Origin of the sequence: Streptomyces sp. NPDC002130, assembly GCF_040296465.1 — a bacterium.
GTDB lineage: Bacteria > Actinomycetota > Actinomycetes > Streptomycetales > Streptomycetaceae > Streptomyces.
On sequence record NZ_JBEOXI010000192.1, the window covers coordinates 1 to 16,138 of the forward strand.

Consider the following 16,138-nt stretch of genomic DNA (forward strand, 5'->3'; position numbering starts at 1 on the left):
CCCTCTGGGCGCCCGTGGCCGGGGGCCGTGAGGGCGGCGCATCCGGACCCCACCGGTCGCGGCTACCCGTACGCGCGTTCCTGACCATCGCGCGTACGGGTCGCCGTTCTTCTCCTGGTCGCGTTCGGCCCGCCCTTCGAGCGTCACGCGGAGAGCAGTCCTCTTCCCAGCCAGTCGGAGGAGTCCCGCACACCGGGCAGGGCGAAGAAGTAGCCGCCGCCGGTCGGGGAGATGTAGTCGACGAGGGGTTCGTCGATCAGCCGGGTCTGGGTGGCTTCGAACTGGCGGCGGACGTCCTGCTGGTAGCAGCAGAAGACGAGTCCCATGTCGAGGTCGCCGACGCTGTCGACTCCCCGGTCGTAGTTGTAACCCCGGCGGAGGATGCGGGAGTTGTCGGTCCTCGGGGTGCGGGGGTTGGCGAGCCGGATGTGTGCGTCGAGCGGGATCGCGGTGCCGTGCGGGTCTTTCGCGTAGTTCGGGCTGTCGGTCTCCCGGGCGCCGTCCAGCGGTGCGCCGGTGTCCTTGCGCCGGCCGAACATCAGCTCCTGTTCGGACAGCGAGACCCGGTCCCAGAATTCGACGAGCATCCGGATGATCCGGACGACCTGATAGCTGCCGCCGGCCGTCCACGCGGGCTCGCCCTGCCCGTCGCCGACCCACACCAGGTGGTCCATCTCGCGGGCCGACGCCACGTCCGGGTTGGCGATGCCGTCCTTGAAGCCCAGCAGGTTGCGCTGGGCGCCGCTGGGCCGGGGCACGTTCTGGAAGCCGTCGACACGCCACCGGATCTGCAGTGCGCCCCGCGTGTGCTTGGCGATGTCGCGCAGCGCGTGCAGCACGGTGTCCTGGCGGGCGGCGCAGATCTGCAGGGACAGGTCGCCGTGGCATTCGGCGGGGTTCAGGTTGTCGTTGGGGAAGGTCCGCATGGGCGTGAGCCGATGCGGCTTGACCGGGGCGAGTCCGTAGCGGTCGTCGAAGAGCGATGCTCCGACCCCCACGGTGACGGTGAGCGCGTCGGCCGGTACGACGGGTCCGAGGATGCCGTTGTCCGAGGGCGGGGCGCCGACGCCGAGGTCCGCGGGCGTGCCGCCGGAGGTGAGGAAGCGGGCCCGCTCGGTGAGGGTCTTCAGCAGGTCGGCCAGTTCGGTTCGGCGGTCGGCGATGACGTCGAAGGAGACGAAGGCGGCGGCCGGTGGAGCGGGGGTGAGGATCCCGGCCTGGTGGATTCCGTGGAAGGGCACCGGGCCGGCGCTCTGCTGTCCGGCCGCCCGGGCCGTGCCGCTGCCGCTCTCGGCGAGCGCGAGTCCTCCCCCGGCCAGGACCGCCCCGGCGGCTCCGGCGCCCAGCGCCGTCTTCACGAAGGAGCGGCGGCCGGCGTGGGCGGGGCAGCCCGTCGGCGGCGTGTCGGCGGACGGCATGGAGGTGTTCCCTTCGGAGTGTTCTGCGGGCTGGTGTCGTCGCTCGGCGCTCATGCGGACTTCCTGATCTCGAGCAGGTCCGGCACCGGGGAGAGGTCTTCCAGGAGCTGCCCGGTGGCCCCGTCGATCCGGGCCTTCGCCGCCGGGTCGAGCCGGTCGACGGGGGTCCAGTGGTTCCCGTGGTGTGCGGAGTCGAGCAGTCGCTGCAGGCGGGCGATGGCCGCGTCGACGGTGGGCAGCAGCCGCGGAGCACGCGCGGTGAGCAACGGGTGAAGCACGGTGAGCAGTTCACGTGTGCCGGCGAGGTTGGCGTCGGCGGTGGCCAGCCCGGTGCCGCTGCCCTGGTCGGTGTCGCCGGTCAGCTCGAACTGGAGGGTGTTCTCCAGGATCTCGTGGGCGCGCAGGGGCAGGTCGGAGGGGTCGAACTCCTGGTGCGGGAAGGCTTTCCGCAGCCCGGCGACATCGACGGCCAACTTCTGTGTGACGCCTTTGAGCTGGGCAGCGGACTGACCGTGCCACAGCCCGTACTCGATCCGGTGGAAGCCGGTGAAGCCCTGGTCGTGCACCCCGCCCGGCAGCCCGTCGGGCCGTCCGTTGATCTTCTGGTCGAAGTCCTCGAAGGTGCCGTAGGCGGCACCCAGGGAGGCGTAGGTGCGGTGGGCGGTCAGCCAGTCGGTGCGGGCGGTGTCCAGGTGCCCGGCCCGGATGTCGTCGTTGAGCTGCCGGGTCTGGGTGACGAGCGTCGACAGGCCCCGGTTCACATAGGCCTTGTACGCCGTGAGCGGTGCGATGAGATCCCGTTCGGTGACGGGAACGACGGCGTGGACACCTGCGGCTCCGGCGACCCGGACCGCCTTCGAGGTGACGGCCTTGCCGTCGGCGGGCACACAGCGCCAGGCGTAGGTGCCGCCCGCCACGGTGGCGACGAGGTCCCGGGTGGTGCCGGGGGCCAGGCCCTCGATCTCGCCGTAGACCGCGTTCGAGGACGGGTCGATCAGGTACACCTCGGACGTCTGGTTCCCCGTGTTGTGCATCCGGAAGTCCTGCCGCCCCGGCTTCGGCGCGGTGAAGCCCTGACCACAGTCCGTCTCGGAGACGGCGACCGTCTGACCGGCGGCCGGCTTGGGGTGAGCCAGGGCCACGACGAGACCGGCCAGGAGGGCCGGAACGGCGACGACGGCGACGGGGAGGAGCAGGCGGCGGGTCGCCGCCTGTCCGGTGGCCCGGTCGGATCGCGGGTTCGCAGACGGGGTCGGCGTGGTGGTCCCACGGGCCCCCCGCACTCCGCGCGCTCCCCGGACGAACAGCGGCATCACCACGGCGAGATAGCCGACGTACCCGGCCACCTGGAGCCAGGTCATCGCCGGAGTCAGGTTGAGAACACCCTGGAGCAGGGTGCTGTACCAGGAGCCCGCGTCGACGCTGCCGCTCAGGTCGAAGGCGAACGCCGTCCCGCCGGGCAGGGCCCAGCCCTCCTGGAGGTCGCGCAGCCCGTAGCCGAGGACGCCCGCGGCGATGACGACGAGCACCGCGCCGGTGACGGTGAAGAAGCGGGTGAGGTCGATGCGCAGCACCCGGCGGTAGAGCCCCCAGCACAGGAGGGCCGCGAGGACCAACCCGACACCCGCACCGGCCAGCGGTCCCGCCGACTCGTCGGCCGCTCGGGCGGTGGTCCACAGGAACAGTGCGGTCTCCAGTCCCTCACGTCCCACGGCGAGGAAGGAGGTGAGGACCAGGACTCCGGCGCCCATGGTCAGCGCCTCGGTGACCTTCTCCCTGATCTCGCCCGCGAGGCTGCGTGCGGACCGCCGCATCCAGAACACCATCGCGGTGACGAAGGCGACGGCGACGATGCTCAGGGCTCCGCCGAAGGCCTCCTGTGCGGTGGTGGAGAGGGAGGCGGCGGTGAAGGTCAGCACCGCGCCGAAACTCATCGACAACGCGATCGCGGCCAGCACGCCGGTCCACACCTGCGCCAGCCGCGACCTGGCCCCTGCCCGCACGAGAGTGGCGACCAGCACGGAGACGATGAGCCCGGCTTCCAGCCCCTCCCTCAGCCCGATCAGAAAGCTCGGAAACGAGTCGTCCCACATGTAGCGCGGCCCTCCCGGCCCAACGCCCGGCTCCCGCACAGCGAGTTAGCCAAGGCATGCCTTACCGACGCCGACCATCATGGACTCGGCTCTCTGGGCATCCGGTCATGAATGCCTCATGGCCCGGCAAAAGTCCTGACGGTTTCCGGCCGGCGGTCCGGGGCGTTCTCCGATGGCATGCCTCCCGCCGGCACCTCCGGATGCGCGGGGACTGAAACTCCCTTGCGGAGCCGTTCGGACACCCGGTACCCAGCATCGAGACGACAAGGAGCACAGGATGACGACCCGTCCGGGTTCATCGAACGAGTTCTGCTGGATGGACCTCGAGACCCGCGACCCGGCCGGCACCGCCGCCCTCTTGTCCAAGACGCTGGGCTGGCACTTCGCGGTCGACGAGAAGGACTGGCGCAAAGCCACCAAGATAACCGTCGACGGCCATCCGATCGGCGGCGTCAGCGACTTGGCGAACCCGGTCTACCCACCGGGAACACCCGCCCACATCGCCTACTACCTGGCGGTCGACGACATCGATCGCCGCGTCGAAGCGGCGACGGCCCAAGGCGCTCGCCTTGTCGTGCCTCCCTTCGACGCGGGCGACCAGGGCCGCGTCGCGACATTGATCGATCCGGTCGGCGCCGCCTTCTCGCTCTGGCAGCGACACCACTTTCCCGGATGGAGCTTCCCGTCCCGCACGGCGGGTTCCCCGCACCGCATGATCCTGGCCTGCGATCAGCCCGACAGAGCCCCGCGCTTCTACGAGGAGGCGACCGGCGCCCCCCTGATCTGCGCCGACTTCATCACCGCGGCGGGAGCCGCCGCATCCGTCCCCGGGTGGGAACTCGTGGTATCCGTCGACGAGTTGGACAGCGTGGTCCGCGCACAGGATGACGGCCGGGCCGCGGTCACCCGTTCCGAGGAGAACGGCCGGCGCGGGACGCGGTTGAGCACTCCGGAGGGACTGTCGTTCCAGGTGTGCCGTACGCAGCGGTGACTCGATCACCGAGCGCACCTGCGAGAAGTCGGCGATCGCAGCGCCTTCGGGGGCGCTGCGATCCGGGCCCGCGCCCGCCCTCCGGACGCCGAGCCTCTTGACGCGTCAATGACAACAATGGCTTGATGTGCTGGGAGCGCTCCCACCTCACCAGGGAAGGGACCACCATGCACGGAACCCCCCACTCGTCCCCGCATTCAAGGGTCATGTCCGTCCTCGGCCTCCTGGCCGCCCTGCTCCTCCCGCTCGGCATGACGTTCGCACCCCACGCGTCGGCGGCGCCCGCGGCGGACCCCGTCCGCGTCATGCCGCTCGGCGACTCGATCACCGGCTCTCCTGGCTGCTGGCGGGCCGTGCTGTGGAACCGGCTGGCCGACAGCGGATACACGGACGTCGACTTCGTCGGCACCCTCCCCCCGCAGGGGTGCGGGCAGGCGCACGACGGGGACAACGAGGGCCACGGAGGCGAGCTGGTCACCAACGTGGCGGACCAGAACCTGCTGCCCGGGCGGTTGTCCTCCACGCATCCGGACATCGTTGTCATGCACTTCGGCACGAACGACGTCTGGAGCAGCATCGCCCCCGACCGCATCCTCACCGCCTACACCAAGCTCGTGGCGCAGATGAGGGCCTCGAATCCGGACATGCGGATCCTGGTGGCGCAGCTGATCCCCATGAACCCCGGCACCTGCGCGGCCTGCGCCCAGCGCGTCGTCGACTTCAACGCGCGCATTCCCGGCTGGGCCCGGGCGACCGGCACCGAGCGCTCCCCCGTCACCGTGGTCGACCAGTGGACCGGCTTCAGCACGGCCACCGACACCTACGACGGTGTGCACCCCAACGCCTCCGGCGACGCCAAGATCGCGGCCCGCTGGTTCCCCGCGCTGGCGGCGGCCCTGGACGCCGGAGTGCCGCAGGACCCGGACGATCCGGGTGGCCCCGGCGGGGACCCCACCGCATGCACCGCGCGCTTCCGGGCCGTCTCCTCCTGGCAGGGCGGCTACCAGGGTGAGGTGACGGTGACGAACACGTCGAGTTCCGCCGTTCCGGGCTGGACCGCGACGGTCGTACCGGCGGGCGGGGCGCGTCTGACCCAGCTCTGGAACGGCTCCCTCACCACGGCCGCCGACGGCACGGCCACCGTCACCAACGCGGCGTGGAACGGCGCCCTCGCCCCCGGTGCGAGCGCCACGTTCGGTTTCGTCGCCACCGCCCCGGCAACGGCCGGCACCCCGGCGGCGACCGTCACCTGCGCCGGGAAGGCACCCGCCGGATGACAACCGCGCCGGGGCGGAAGCGCCCCGGCAGGGACCGACCCGACCGGGCCAACCGAACTCGGCCCGCCCGACCTGACCAACCCGAACTCGGCCCACCCGACCTGACCAACCCGAACCGGGCCCACCCACCCCGTGCCCCGACGGCAGGACCCCGTTCAGCACAACAGCGCGACCGACACCGAGTACCACTCGACCCCCACTTCTGGAGCCGTCATGAGACTCCGCCCCACCTCTCCACGCCCGGCCGTCGTGGCCGCCGCCCTGCTCGCGCTCTTCCTGTCCTTCCTCGCTCTCACCCCGCCGGCCCAGGCCGCGCCCACCGGCTTCCGGGTGCAGAACGGCCGGCTGCTGGAGGCCGGTGGGAACGACTTCGTGATGCGGGGCGTCAACCACGCCCACACCTGGTATCCGGACCGCATCAGCTCCCTCGCCCACATCAAGGCCAAGGGCGCCAACACCGTGCGCGTGGTGCTCTCCAGCGGCGACCGCTGGACCCGCAACGACACCGCCGACGTGGCGAACGTGGTCTCCCAGTGCAAGCAGAACCGGCTGATCTGCGTCCTGGAGGTGCACGACACCACGGGCTACGGCGAGCAGAGCGGAGCCGTCTCGCTCTCCCGGGCCGCCGACTACTGGATCGACGTGAAGAGCGCTCTGGCCGGCCAGGAGGACTACGTCATCGTCAACATCGGCAACGAGCCGCACGGCAACATCGGCTACGCGGCCTGGACGGCCGACACCAAGGCCGCGATCCAGAAGCTCCGCGCCGCCGGGTTCGACCACACGATCATGGTCGACGCGCCCAACTGGGGCCAGGACTGGGCGTTCACGATGCGCGACAACGCCGCCTCGGTCTTCGCAGCCGACCCCGACGCCAACACGGTCTTCTCGGTCCACATGTACGGCGTCTTCGACACCGCCGCCGAGATCACCGACTACCTGAACCGGTTCGTCACCGCCCGACTGCCCATCGTCATCGGCGAGTTCGGCCACGACCACTCGGACGGCAACCCCGACGAGGACACCATCCTGGCGGTGGCCCAGCAGCTCCGCCTCGGCTACCTCGGCTGGTCGTGGAGCGGCAACGGCGGCGGCGTCGAGTACCTGGACATGGTGACGAACTTCGACCCGGACCGGCTCACCTCCTGGGGACAGCGCCTCTTCAACGGCGCGAACGGCATCGCCGCCACCGCCAAGGAGGCCGCGATCTACGGCTCCGGCGGAGGCGACACCACTCCCCCGACGGCCCCCGGCACCCCCACCGCCTCCGGCGTGACCTCCTCGTCCGCCACCCTGACCTGGGCAGCCGCCTCCGACGCGACGGGCGTCACCGGTTACGACGTCGTGCGGATCAGCGGCGGCTCCGAGTCGGCCGTCACCAGCACCGCGAAGACCACCGCCACTCTCACCGGTCTGTCCCCCGCGACCTCCCACACCTTCGCCGTCTACGCCCGCGACGCCGCCGGCAACCGCTCGCCCCGCTCGGACACGGTGACGGTCACGACCCCGCCCGGCGGCTCACCGTCGGCCTGCGGCGTCGGCTACCGGGTGACGGGCAGCTGGCCCGGCGGCTTCCAGGGCGAGATCGTCCTCCGCAACACGGGCACGTCGGCGATCAACGGCTGGACACTGCGCTGGACCTTCCCGGACAGCCAGCGCATCACCAACCTCTGGGGCGGTACGGCGACCCAGAGCGGCTCCGCGGTGAGCGTGGCGGCCGCCTCGTACACCGCGACGATCCCCGCGTCGGGATCGGTCACCCTCGGCTTCACGGCCACCCGGTCGACATCGAACCCCGTCCCGACGGCCTTCACCCTGAACGGCGCCGACTGCTCCGTGAGCTGACCGGACCCCGTACGGCGGTGCCGCCGCGGCCCCGGGCCCGGCGGCACCGCCGGCGATGTGATCCGCGCTACAGCCCCGCAGAAAGCGGTTTACGTCGCTCCGCAGTGGTCAGGCGGCGGGGATGTCGCACCGGCACCCCATCGCCGTATCTCCGGCAAGACGCGTCTGCACCCGTCCGGGTTCCCCGCACGCCGCCCGGGAGGCGTGATGAGCGAGGACACCCTGCGCATCCGCGCGGTCCCGAGCGGAGCGACGGAACGGAAGACGCCGCCCGTGCCGGAGCCGGCCGGCCGCCGGGACGCGTTCTTCGACAACGCGAAGTACCTGGCGATCGTGCTGGTGGCGATCGGGCACTCCTGGGAGCCGCTGCGGGACGGCAGCCGGGCGGCCTCCGCGCTCTACATGGCCGTGTACGCCTTCCACATGCCGGCGTTCATCGTGATCTCCGGCTACTTCTCGCGCTCCTTCGACGCGAGCCCGGGGCGGATCCGGCGCCTGATCACCGGGCTCGCGGTGCCGTACATCGTGTTCGAGACGGCGTACACCCTGTTCACCCGGTGGACCGACCAGGAACCGGACCGGCCGGTGACCCTGCTGGACCCCCTCTACCTGACCTGGTTCCTGATCGCCCTGTTCATCTGGCGGCTGACCACGCCGATCTGGCAGCGGGTGCGGTGGCCGCTGCCGGTCGCCCTGGTCATCGCGATGCTGGCGACGCTCTCGCCGTCCATCGGCAACGACCTCGACCTGCAGCGCACGCTGCAGTTCCTGCCGTACTTCGTCCTCGGTCTGCTGCTGCGGCCGGAGCACTTCCAGCTGGTGCGGCGCCGTGCGGCGCGGATCCTCGCCGTGCCGGTCTTCGCCGGTGCGCTCGTCGTGGCCTACTGGGCGGTGCCGCGGATGAGCGGGGCCTGGTTCTACCACCGTGACAGTGCCGAGGAACTGGCCGCACCGTCCTGGTACGGGCCCGTGATGACGCTGGTGACGTTCGGCTGCTCGCTGGTCCTGGTCGCCTGCTTCCTCGCCTGGGTGCCCGGCCGCCGCATGTGGTTCACGGTGCTGGGCGCGGGCACGCTCTACGGCTACCTGCTGCACGGCTTCGTCGCGCAGGGATCCAAGTTCTGGGGCTGGTACGAGCCGGCGTGGGTGCACCGGCCTGCGGGCGAGATCCTCGTGACGGTCGTCGCCGCGTCGCTCGTGACCGTGCTGTGCACCCCGCCGGTGCGGCGGGTGTTCCGCTGGGTGATGGAGCCCGACATGGCGTGGGCGTTCCGCCGGGACGCACGCGATCGGGCGCGGGAGCGGAACGCCGTACGGGCGTGAGAGGGCCGGGAGGGCCGACCGCCGGGTCGTTCCGCTGCCGGCTGCGTAGGGGGTGCTGCGCATCCGCGAACTCGCTCGTTACCCTCTCTTGACGGTGCACGTGTGACCGATCACAATTCTCGGCATGAATGTGACCGGTCACACCAGGCGCCCGGCGAGCATCCGGGACGTCGCCACGGCCGCCGGGGTCTCGTACCAGACGGTCTCGCGGGTGATCAACGGTCATCCCAGCGTCCGGCCGTCCACCCGGGAGCGGGTACAGGCCGCCATCGAGGAGCTGGGCTTCCGGCGCAACGCCACCGCCCTCGCCCTGGCCAGCGGGCGCGCCCGCACGGTGACCGTGCTCACCTCGAACACCACTCACTACGGCTACGCCTCGATCCTGCAGGGCATCGAGGAGTCCGCCCGCGCCGCGTCCTACGCGGTCGGCATCGGCGTGCTGGAATCCGCCGAGGACGCGGCCGTCGCCGCCGAAGTGCAGCGCGCGACGGACGCGGGCGGCGGGATCGTCGTGATCGCCTACGATCCGGCCGGTGTGCGGGCGCTGGGAGCCGTGCCCGCCGGGGTGCCGGTCGTGGGCGTGGTCGAGACCCCGGCGAGCCCGCCCGGCGGCGAGAGCCCCTGGGTGTGGACCGACGACCGCGAGGCCGCCTACCAGGCGACCCGCCATCTGCTCTCCCTCGGCCACCGGACCGTGCACTACGTCGCCATCCCCTCCAGCACCCGCCGCACCAGCGCTCGCACCAGCGGCTGGCGGCAGGCGCTGAAGGAGGCGGGCGCCCCGGAACCCCTCCCGGTGCAGAGCGGCTGGGGACCGGCGGGAGGTCACGCGGCGGCGCTGAAGCTGGCGCGGGACCCGTCCGTCACCGCGATCCTGTGCGGCAACGACGACCTCGCTCTCGGCGTGCTGCGCGCCCTGCACGAGACGGGCCGCCCGGTGCCCGGCGAGGTCAGCGTCGCCGGGTTCGACGACGCCCCGCACTCCGCCTTCCTCACCCCGTCGCTGACCACCGTGCGCCTGGACTTCACCGGCCTCGGCCGGGCCGCCTTCGCCCTGCTGCACGGGGCCCTGGAGGAGTCCGCCCCGGTCGCCCCGCATCCCGTGTCCGAACCGGAACTGGTGGTGCGGGAGAGCTCGGGCCCCCCGCCCGCCCGTGTCTGAACAACCCCCGTGCGCACCGTAGCCGCGCGTCCAGCCTCCTGAACCGACCCGTCTGTGGCGAAAGATCGTGTCCGGAATCACCAGTGGAGCCGTCAAGTGACCGGAGGTCCAGCAGCGTGATCACCCCCACCCCCACGAGATCCCGCACCAGAACCGCCCTGTTCGCAGCACTACTTGGAGCAGCCGCCATGGCAGCCACCCTTCCCGCGACCGGACCGGCGGCCGCTGCCGCCGCTCCGCAGCGCCTGACCGTCGACCTCGACTCGTCCGAGGGCCCGGTGATGCTCGGCGCCAACGGCTCCCTGTACGGGCTCAGCGACGACGGGGTGCCCAGTGACGCCGTGATGGAGCCGCTGAAGATCACCAGCGTCTCGCAGAAGCCGGAGGGCGGCGCCCAGCATCCCAACGGCGACGCGCTCACGGTCTCCAGGTCGTTCTTCCGCACCGGCGGCGGCGAGATCAACGTGATGATGCAGGACGTCTACGCGAAGTGGCCGTACGAGGACCTCGGCATCGACGACTACCTCCCCAAGGTCGACAAGATCGTCAAGGAGATATCGGCCGACCCGAACAGCGACCGCTTCGTCTACATCCCCTTCAACGAGCCCGACCAGATCTGGTACAAGCTCGACGTCCAGGACCAGGCCCAGTACGAGAAGAACCGCGACCGGTTCTTCGGGGACTGGAAGACGGTGTACCAGCGGATCCGCGCGATCGACCCGGACGCGCGCATCGCCGGACCCAACGAAGCCGCCTATCACACGCGCCTGTTGAAGGACTTCCTCGCCTTCACCAAGCGGGAGAACGTCGTACCCCAGGTGATGACCTGGCACGAGCTCGGCTCCGGCTCCCTGCGCGACTTCCAGGCCCACCACGACGACTACCGCAAGCTGGAGCGCGAGGCGGGCATCGCGCCCCTGAAGATCAACATCGACGAGTACGCCAACCGCCGCGACCTGTCCGTGCCCGGGCAGCTCGTGCAGTGGGTGTCGATGTTCGAGCGCAACAAGGTGTACGCCAACATGGCGTACTGGGACGCCGCAGGCAATCTCAGCGGCCAGATGGTGCGCACCAACATCCCCAACGGCGGCTGGTGGCTGTTCCGCTGGTACGCGGGTCTGACCGGGAACACCGTGAAGGTGACGCCGCCCCGGCCGAACACCATCGACACCCTCCAGGGCCTGGCCTCCCTGGACACCTCCCGCCGCCAGGCCCAGGTGCTGCTCGGGGGCGCGGACGGTGACGCGGACGTGGTCGTGGAGAACGTCCCGCGGTCCGCGTTCGGCCGTACGGTCACCGCGACCGTCGCCGAGGCCGCCTGGTCGGGGTACGAGGGACAGCACGCGGCGCCGCGGGTCCTCGCGCGCACCAAGGTGAAGATCGCGGACGACGGTTCGGCGACCGTCCCGCTGCGCGGCCTGCACAAGATGTCGGCGTACCGGATCGTCCTCACACCCGGCGGCGCAGGCAGCCCGTCCGCGGTCTCCGTCCCGTGGTCGGCGTCGTACGAGGCCGAGGACGCGGCCATCACCGACGGCAGGGTCTACACCCAGGGCACGGTGAACAACGCCAACGGCTACGCGGCCTCCGGCACCAAGGACGTCGGTTCCCTCAACCAGCCCGGCAGCCAGGTCGCGTTCACGGTGAACGTCCCGAAGGACGGCACCTACGACCTGGCGATCCTCTACGGCAACCAGTCCGGCGGCCCGGCCACGCAGAAGCTGACCGTCGACGGCGCCGACCCGGTGACGGTCACCTACGCCTCGACCGAGAACTGGACCTACCGCGCCAAGAAGGACGTCGGAGTACGACTGAAGGCGGGAACGCACCGGTTGGTGCTGGCCAAGGGCGACGCCGAGGTCACGCTCGACAGGATCGACCTGACGGCCCGCACGGGCGCGGCCTCCGCGTCGTACGAGGCCACCCTGGCGGACATCAGCGGCAAGCCGTCCTACGACTACACGTCCTCGGCCGGCGTGGGCACGGGCGCCCTGGTGCTGCGCCGGGGTGACAGGGCCGTCTTCGACGTCTACGCCCCGCGCGACGGCTACTACACGGTCACCCCGCGGACCTCGGCCGCGGTGAAGCTCGCCCTGCACGGCGCGACCGTCACGGCGGCGCCCGGCCGCCCGCTGCGGCTGTACCTCGTCGCGGGCAACAACCGGGTCGCGATGACGTCGGGCCACGCCGCCGTCCGCTCCCTCGACGTCTCGGGCGACGGCTCGGCCGCGGGCACCCTCTCCTACGAGGGCGCCTCGGCCACGCTCGCGGGCGGCGCGAAGCTCGTCGACTCCCCGCACGCCTCCGCGGGCTCGTACATCGGCGGGCTGGGCAACAGCCCCTCCAGCACCGCCGAGTTCACGGTGGACGCCCCAAGGTCCGGCCGGTACGTGCTGGTCGTCCACTACGCCCACAACGACCGCCGGGACAACGGCCACGCCTACAACACGGACATCATGTCCCGTACGGCGGACATCGAGGTCGGGGACGCCGCGGCCCGGAAGGTCACCTTCAAGAACACCTGGAGTCAGGACGACTACTGGACGGTCGGTGTCCCGGTCGATCTGGCGAAGGGACCGAACAAGGTGACGTTCGGCAACACCACCGCCTGGGCGCCGAACATCGACCGGATCGAGCTGGGCCGCGTCGTGGGCTGAGTCGTGCGGTGACGGATGCATCCGGTGCCGCAGCCCGCCACCACGGCGGGCTGCGGCACCGTCGCGTCCGGAGGTGATCCCTTTTCAGCCAATCCCGGCCGACGGGCACCCACACCGCGGTCTCCCGCCGTCCGCACCCCCTATGCTTCTACAAGCTTGTAGAAGACAGCACACGCACATGAAGGAGTGGACGCCACCATGGTGTTCAAACGACTGCTCGGCGCGCTCGGTGTCGGCGGCCCCACGGTCGACACGATTCTCGACCCCGCTCCCGTCCGGCCCGGCGGCACCCTCACCGGTCAGGTCCACCTCGCGGGCGGCAAGGCCGACTTCGAGATCGAGCACATCACCCTGGAGCTGGTGGCCCGGGTCGAGGCGGAGCACCAGGGCGGTGAGAGCGAGGGCGTCGTGGCCTTCGACCGGTTCACCGTCGGGGGCGGCTTCCGGCTCGCGGAGGGCGAGCAGCGCAGCGTGCCGTTCAGCGTGGTCCTGCCGTGGGAGACGCCGGTGACCGAACTGCACGGGCAGAGCCTGGGTGTGGTCCTCGGGGTGCGCACCGAGCTGTCGGTGGCGGGCGCGAAGGACAAGGGCGACCTGGACCAGCTGAACGTCTCGCCGCTGCCCGCGCAGGAGGCCGTACTGGAAGCGCTCGGCGGACTCGGGTTCGGTTTCAGGTCGGCCGACCTCGAGTACGGGCGCATCGGCGGTACGGGCCAGCGACTGCCCTTCTACCAGGAGATCGAGCTCCTCCCCGCTCCGCAGTACGCGCAGCGGATCAACGAGATCGAGCTGACGTTCCTGGCGAACCCGGGCGGCGTGGAGGTGGTGCTGGAGGCGGACAAGCGGGGCGGCTTCCTGTCGTCCGGCCACGACGCGCTCACCCGGTTCACGGTCTCCCACGAGGCAGTGGGACAACAGGACTGGGCCTCGATCGTCGACGGCTGGATGCGGCAACTCGCCGAGCACCGGGCGTCGCACGCCACCCCCGCCGGCTACGGCTCGCCCATGCACCACGGCGCCCCCGCCCCCTTCGGCCCGGGCGACCACGGGCACACGGGAGGTCACCACGACGGCCGCCGCTCGGGCCCCGGCATGGGCACGGCCGTCGCCGCCGGTGCGGCCGGACTCGCGGTCGGAGTCGTCGGCGGCATGGTCGCGGGCGAAGTCGTCGACGAGGTCGGGGACTTCTTCGAGGGCGACGAGGAAGACGAGGGCTGACACCGGGGTGTCGCGCCCCGGGCCCCTCAGAGCGGTGTCGCAGCGTGCAGGATGAGGACCATCGTCACCGCCGAGTTGGCGGACGACATCGCCGAGGCGGCCGTGCCCGCGGCCGCGCCCCACGCCGCCAGTCCGACCGCCGTGAACGCCGGGGGCCAGTGACGCACGGCGGGGGCGGGGCCGAGCAGCGCCGCCACCCGGCGCGGTACCGGTCCGGGGGCGGCGAGTGAGGCGAGGGTGGGATGCGGGGTGCCCCGCGAGACGAGTGCGGCCGTGCCGATCGCCCGCGCCACCGTGCGCCGGCTGCCGATCGCCCGGGCCGCCTCCTCGTCCGCCCACCGCTCCGCCGTGTACGCCACGGCGGTGCGCAGCGGCCACAGGAACGGGTTGGCGCGGGCCGCCAATTGCACGGCGAGCAGGAAGCGGTCGTGGCGTGCGGCGAGGTGCGCCCGCTCATGGGCGAACAGAGCCCGCCGCTCGGCCGGCCGCAGCCGCTCCAGCAGGGCCGTGGTCACCACGACACGGCCACGCCCCCGGCGCGGGCCCCGGCCGCCGGCACGCGGCACAGCACCACCACGGCGGCCTCCGGGCGGCAGCGCGTACGCGTAGGGCTCGGCGTCGGGCAGCACCGCCACCTCCGTCCCCCGCAGCCCGGCCAGAGCCAGGTGCGCCCGGCGGCGTACCCGCCCGTGCCGCCGCACCGTCCGGGCGCAGGCGACGACCACCGCGCACAGCGCGGGAATCGCGGCCTTGCCCACGACCTCGTCGTGGGGCACCGCCGCCCGCACCTCGGGGTCGGACCAGCCGTCCGGCAGCGGATTGCCGGGCAGCTGGGCGGTGCCGACCACCATCACCAGCGCCAGACACACCGTGCTGCACAGCGCCAGCACCACGGCCAGCACCGTCAGCAGCCGGGTCGCGGTGCGCGGATGCAGATGCTGTTCGGCCAGGCGCGCCACCGGCCATGCCGTGAGCGGCAGGACGAGTGGCAGAAAGACGAAAACCCCCATGAGGCTTCAGTCGTCCCCTTCGCCCTGGGCCTGATCGAGCAGGTCACGCAGCAGCCGCTCCTCGTCCGGGCCGAGGCCGGTGACGAAGCTGGCCAGCACGGCCCCGCGGTCGCTCTCGCCGTCCAGCACCTTGCGCATCTTGCGGGCGGCCAGACCCGCCTGGTCCGAGGCCGGTGTCCAGGCGAAGGACCGGCCGACCCGCTCCCGGGTGACCGCGCCCTTGCCCAGCAGCCGGGTCAGGATCGTGATCACCGTCGTGTACGCGAGGTCACCGCCGAGGCGTTCCTGCACCCACCCGGCCGTGGCCGGGCCGTCCGCCTCCCGCAGCGCCGACAGCACCAGCGCCTCCAGCTCGCCCTGTCCCCGTCGGGAACGCTGCCCGGGATCCGTCACCGCCCTGCCTCCGTTACGCCGCCCTGCGTTGCCCTTGCGGCCATCGTATAGATCCGCCGGCCCGACCCCATCTACTTCTACAGTGTTGTAGATTTCAGAGTGGCATCCACACCGCACACGTCAAGCGCTCAAGAAGGAGTACCCCGTGGGAGTTTCCCTGTCCAAGGGCGGCAACGTCTCGCTCAGCAAGGAGGCGCCGGGTCTCACCGCCGTCCTGGTCGGACTGGGCTGGGACGTGCGCACGACGACGGGCGTCGACTACGACCTCGACGCCTCAGCCCTGCTCCTCGACGCCTCCGGCAAGGTCCCCTCGGACCAGCACTTCGTCTTCTACAACAACCTCAAGAGCCCGGACGGTTCGGTCGAGCACACCGGCGACAACCTCACCGGTGAGGGCGAGGGCGACGACGAGTCCGTCAAGGTGAACCTCGCCGCCGTGCCCGCCGGCATAGACAAGATCGTGTTCCCGGTGTCGATCCACGACGCCGGGAACCGCGGCCAGAGCTTCGGACAGGTCAGCAACGCCTTCATCCGGGTCGTCAACCAGGCGGGCGGTCAGGAGATCGCCCGCTACGACCTGTCCGAGGACGCCTCCACGGAGACCGCGATGGTCTTCGGCGAGCTCTACCGGCACGGGAGCGAGTGGAAGTTCCGCGCGGTCGGCCAGGGCTACGCCTCGGGCCTGGCCGGTATCGCCTCCGACTTCGGCGTCAACGTCTGACACGGACCGACCGCGCCGCCGGGCCCGACC

Annotated in this window: 12 protein-coding genes; 8 read left to right on the plus strand and 4 right to left on the minus strand. The window is 71.6% G+C overall.

Annotated elements, in window-relative coordinates; translation table 11 throughout:
- Positions 1-143: 143 nt before the first annotated feature.
- Both efeB and efeU read right to left on the minus strand, forming a co-directional pair.
- Positions 144-1,418: an iron uptake transporter deferrochelatase/peroxidase subunit gene (efeB, locus tag ABT116_RS29590; protein WP_351640201.1), complete on the minus strand. Its 1,275-nt coding sequence runs from the start codon at positions 1,416-1,418 to the stop codon at positions 144-146.
- A 50-nt stretch (positions 1,419-1,468) separates the two neighbouring features.
- Positions 1,469-3,511, minus strand: a complete 2,043-nt coding sequence (gene efeU / locus ABT116_RS29595; protein WP_351640168.1) for an iron uptake transporter permease EfeU — start codon at positions 3,509-3,511, stop codon at positions 1,469-1,471.
- Between the two features lie 277 nt (positions 3,512-3,788).
- On the opposite strand from efeU, the gene ABT116_RS29600 reads away from it, so the two are divergent.
- The 7 genes from ABT116_RS29600 (at position 3,789) to ABT116_RS29630 (ending at position 13,984) form a co-directional block, all read left to right on the plus strand.
- Complete coding sequence (locus ABT116_RS29600) at positions 3,789-4,502, plus strand: VOC family protein (RefSeq protein WP_351640171.1); 714 nt, start codon at positions 3,789-3,791, stop codon at positions 4,500-4,502.
- 167 nt (positions 4,503-4,669) lie between these two features.
- Complete coding sequence (locus tag ABT116_RS29605) at positions 4,670-5,779, plus strand: GDSL-type esterase/lipase family protein (protein WP_351640175.1); 1,110 nt, start codon at positions 4,670-4,672, stop codon at positions 5,777-5,779.
- Positions 5,780-5,992: 213 nt separating this feature from the next.
- Positions 5,993-7,624 carry a cellulase family glycosylhydrolase gene (locus ABT116_RS29610; RefSeq protein ID WP_351640178.1) on the plus strand — a complete coding sequence of 544 codons (1,632 nt, stop codon included), beginning with the start codon at positions 5,993-5,995 and terminating at the stop codon, positions 7,622-7,624.
- A gap of 207 nt (positions 7,625-7,831) precedes the next feature.
- A complete protein-coding gene (locus ABT116_RS29615) occupies positions 7,832-8,947 on the plus strand; it encodes an acyltransferase family protein (protein ID WP_351640181.1) in 1,116 nt (371 codons plus the stop codon).
- A gap of 124 nt (positions 8,948-9,071) precedes the next feature.
- Complete coding sequence (locus ABT116_RS29620) at positions 9,072-10,109, plus strand: LacI family DNA-binding transcriptional regulator (protein WP_351640184.1); 1,038 nt, start codon at positions 9,072-9,074, stop codon at positions 10,107-10,109.
- Positions 10,110-10,297: 188 nt separating this feature from the next.
- Complete coding sequence (locus ABT116_RS29625; protein WP_351640188.1) at positions 10,298-12,766, plus strand: CBM35 domain-containing protein; 2,469 nt, start codon at positions 10,298-10,300, stop codon at positions 12,764-12,766.
- A 198-nt stretch (positions 12,767-12,964) separates the two neighbouring features.
- Complete coding sequence (locus tag ABT116_RS29630) at positions 12,965-13,984, plus strand: sporulation protein (protein ID WP_351640191.1); 1,020 nt, start codon at positions 12,965-12,967, stop codon at positions 13,982-13,984.
- A gap of 26 nt (positions 13,985-14,010) precedes the next feature.
- Here ABT116_RS29630 and ABT116_RS29635 read toward each other — a convergent pair whose 3' ends face one another.
- Positions 14,011-14,994 (minus strand): M56 family metallopeptidase, encoded by a 984-nt coding sequence (locus ABT116_RS29635; RefSeq protein WP_351640195.1) that lies wholly within the window; start codon positions 14,992-14,994, stop codon positions 14,011-14,013.
- Between the two features lie 6 nt (positions 14,995-15,000).
- Positions 15,001-15,387, minus strand: a complete 387-nt coding sequence (locus tag ABT116_RS29640; RefSeq protein ID WP_351640197.1) for a BlaI/MecI/CopY family transcriptional regulator — start codon at positions 15,385-15,387, stop codon at positions 15,001-15,003.
- Positions 15,388-15,532: 145 nt separating this feature from the next.
- Between ABT116_RS29640 and ABT116_RS29645 the strand changes: the two genes are divergently transcribed.
- Entirely contained in the window at positions 15,533-16,108 is a 576-nt protein-coding gene (locus ABT116_RS29645) for a TerD family protein (protein WP_351640199.1), read from the plus strand.
- Positions 16,109-16,138 lie beyond the last annotated feature (30 nt).

What these genes read in the sequence shown, in the direction of transcription:
- ABT116_RS29605 (WP_351640175.1), top strand. Translation starts at nt 4,670, where the DNA reads ATGCACGGAACCCCCCACTCGTCCCCGCATTCAAGGGTCATGTCCGTC.
- ABT116_RS29620 (WP_351640184.1), top strand. Translation starts at nt 9,072, where the DNA reads ATGAATGTGACCGGTCACACCAGGCGCCCGGCGAGCATCCGGGACGTC.
- ABT116_RS29600 (WP_351640171.1), top strand. Translation starts at nt 3,789, where the DNA reads ATGACGACCCGTCCGGGTTCATCGAACGAGTTCTGCTGGATGGACCTC.
- efeB (WP_351640201.1), bottom strand. Translation starts at nt 1,418, where the DNA reads ATGCCGTCCGCCGACACGCCGCCGACGGGCTGCCCCGCCCACGCCGGC.
- ABT116_RS29625 (WP_351640188.1), top strand. Translation starts at nt 10,298, where the DNA reads ATGGCAGCCACCCTTCCCGCGACCGGACCGGCGGCCGCTGCCGCCGCT.
- efeU (WP_351640168.1), bottom strand. Translation starts at nt 3,511, where the DNA reads ATGTGGGACGACTCGTTTCCGAGCTTTCTGATCGGGCTGAGGGAGGGG.
- ABT116_RS29630 (WP_351640191.1), top strand. Translation starts at nt 12,965, where the DNA reads ATGGTGTTCAAACGACTGCTCGGCGCGCTCGGTGTCGGCGGCCCCACG.
- ABT116_RS29615 (WP_351640181.1), top strand. Translation starts at nt 7,832, where the DNA reads ATGAGCGAGGACACCCTGCGCATCCGCGCGGTCCCGAGCGGAGCGACG.
- ABT116_RS29635 (WP_351640195.1), bottom strand. Translation starts at nt 14,994, where the DNA reads ATGGGGGTTTTCGTCTTTCTGCCACTCGTCCTGCCGCTCACGGCATGG.
- ABT116_RS29610 (WP_351640178.1), top strand. Translation starts at nt 5,993, where the DNA reads ATGAGACTCCGCCCCACCTCTCCACGCCCGGCCGTCGTGGCCGCCGCC.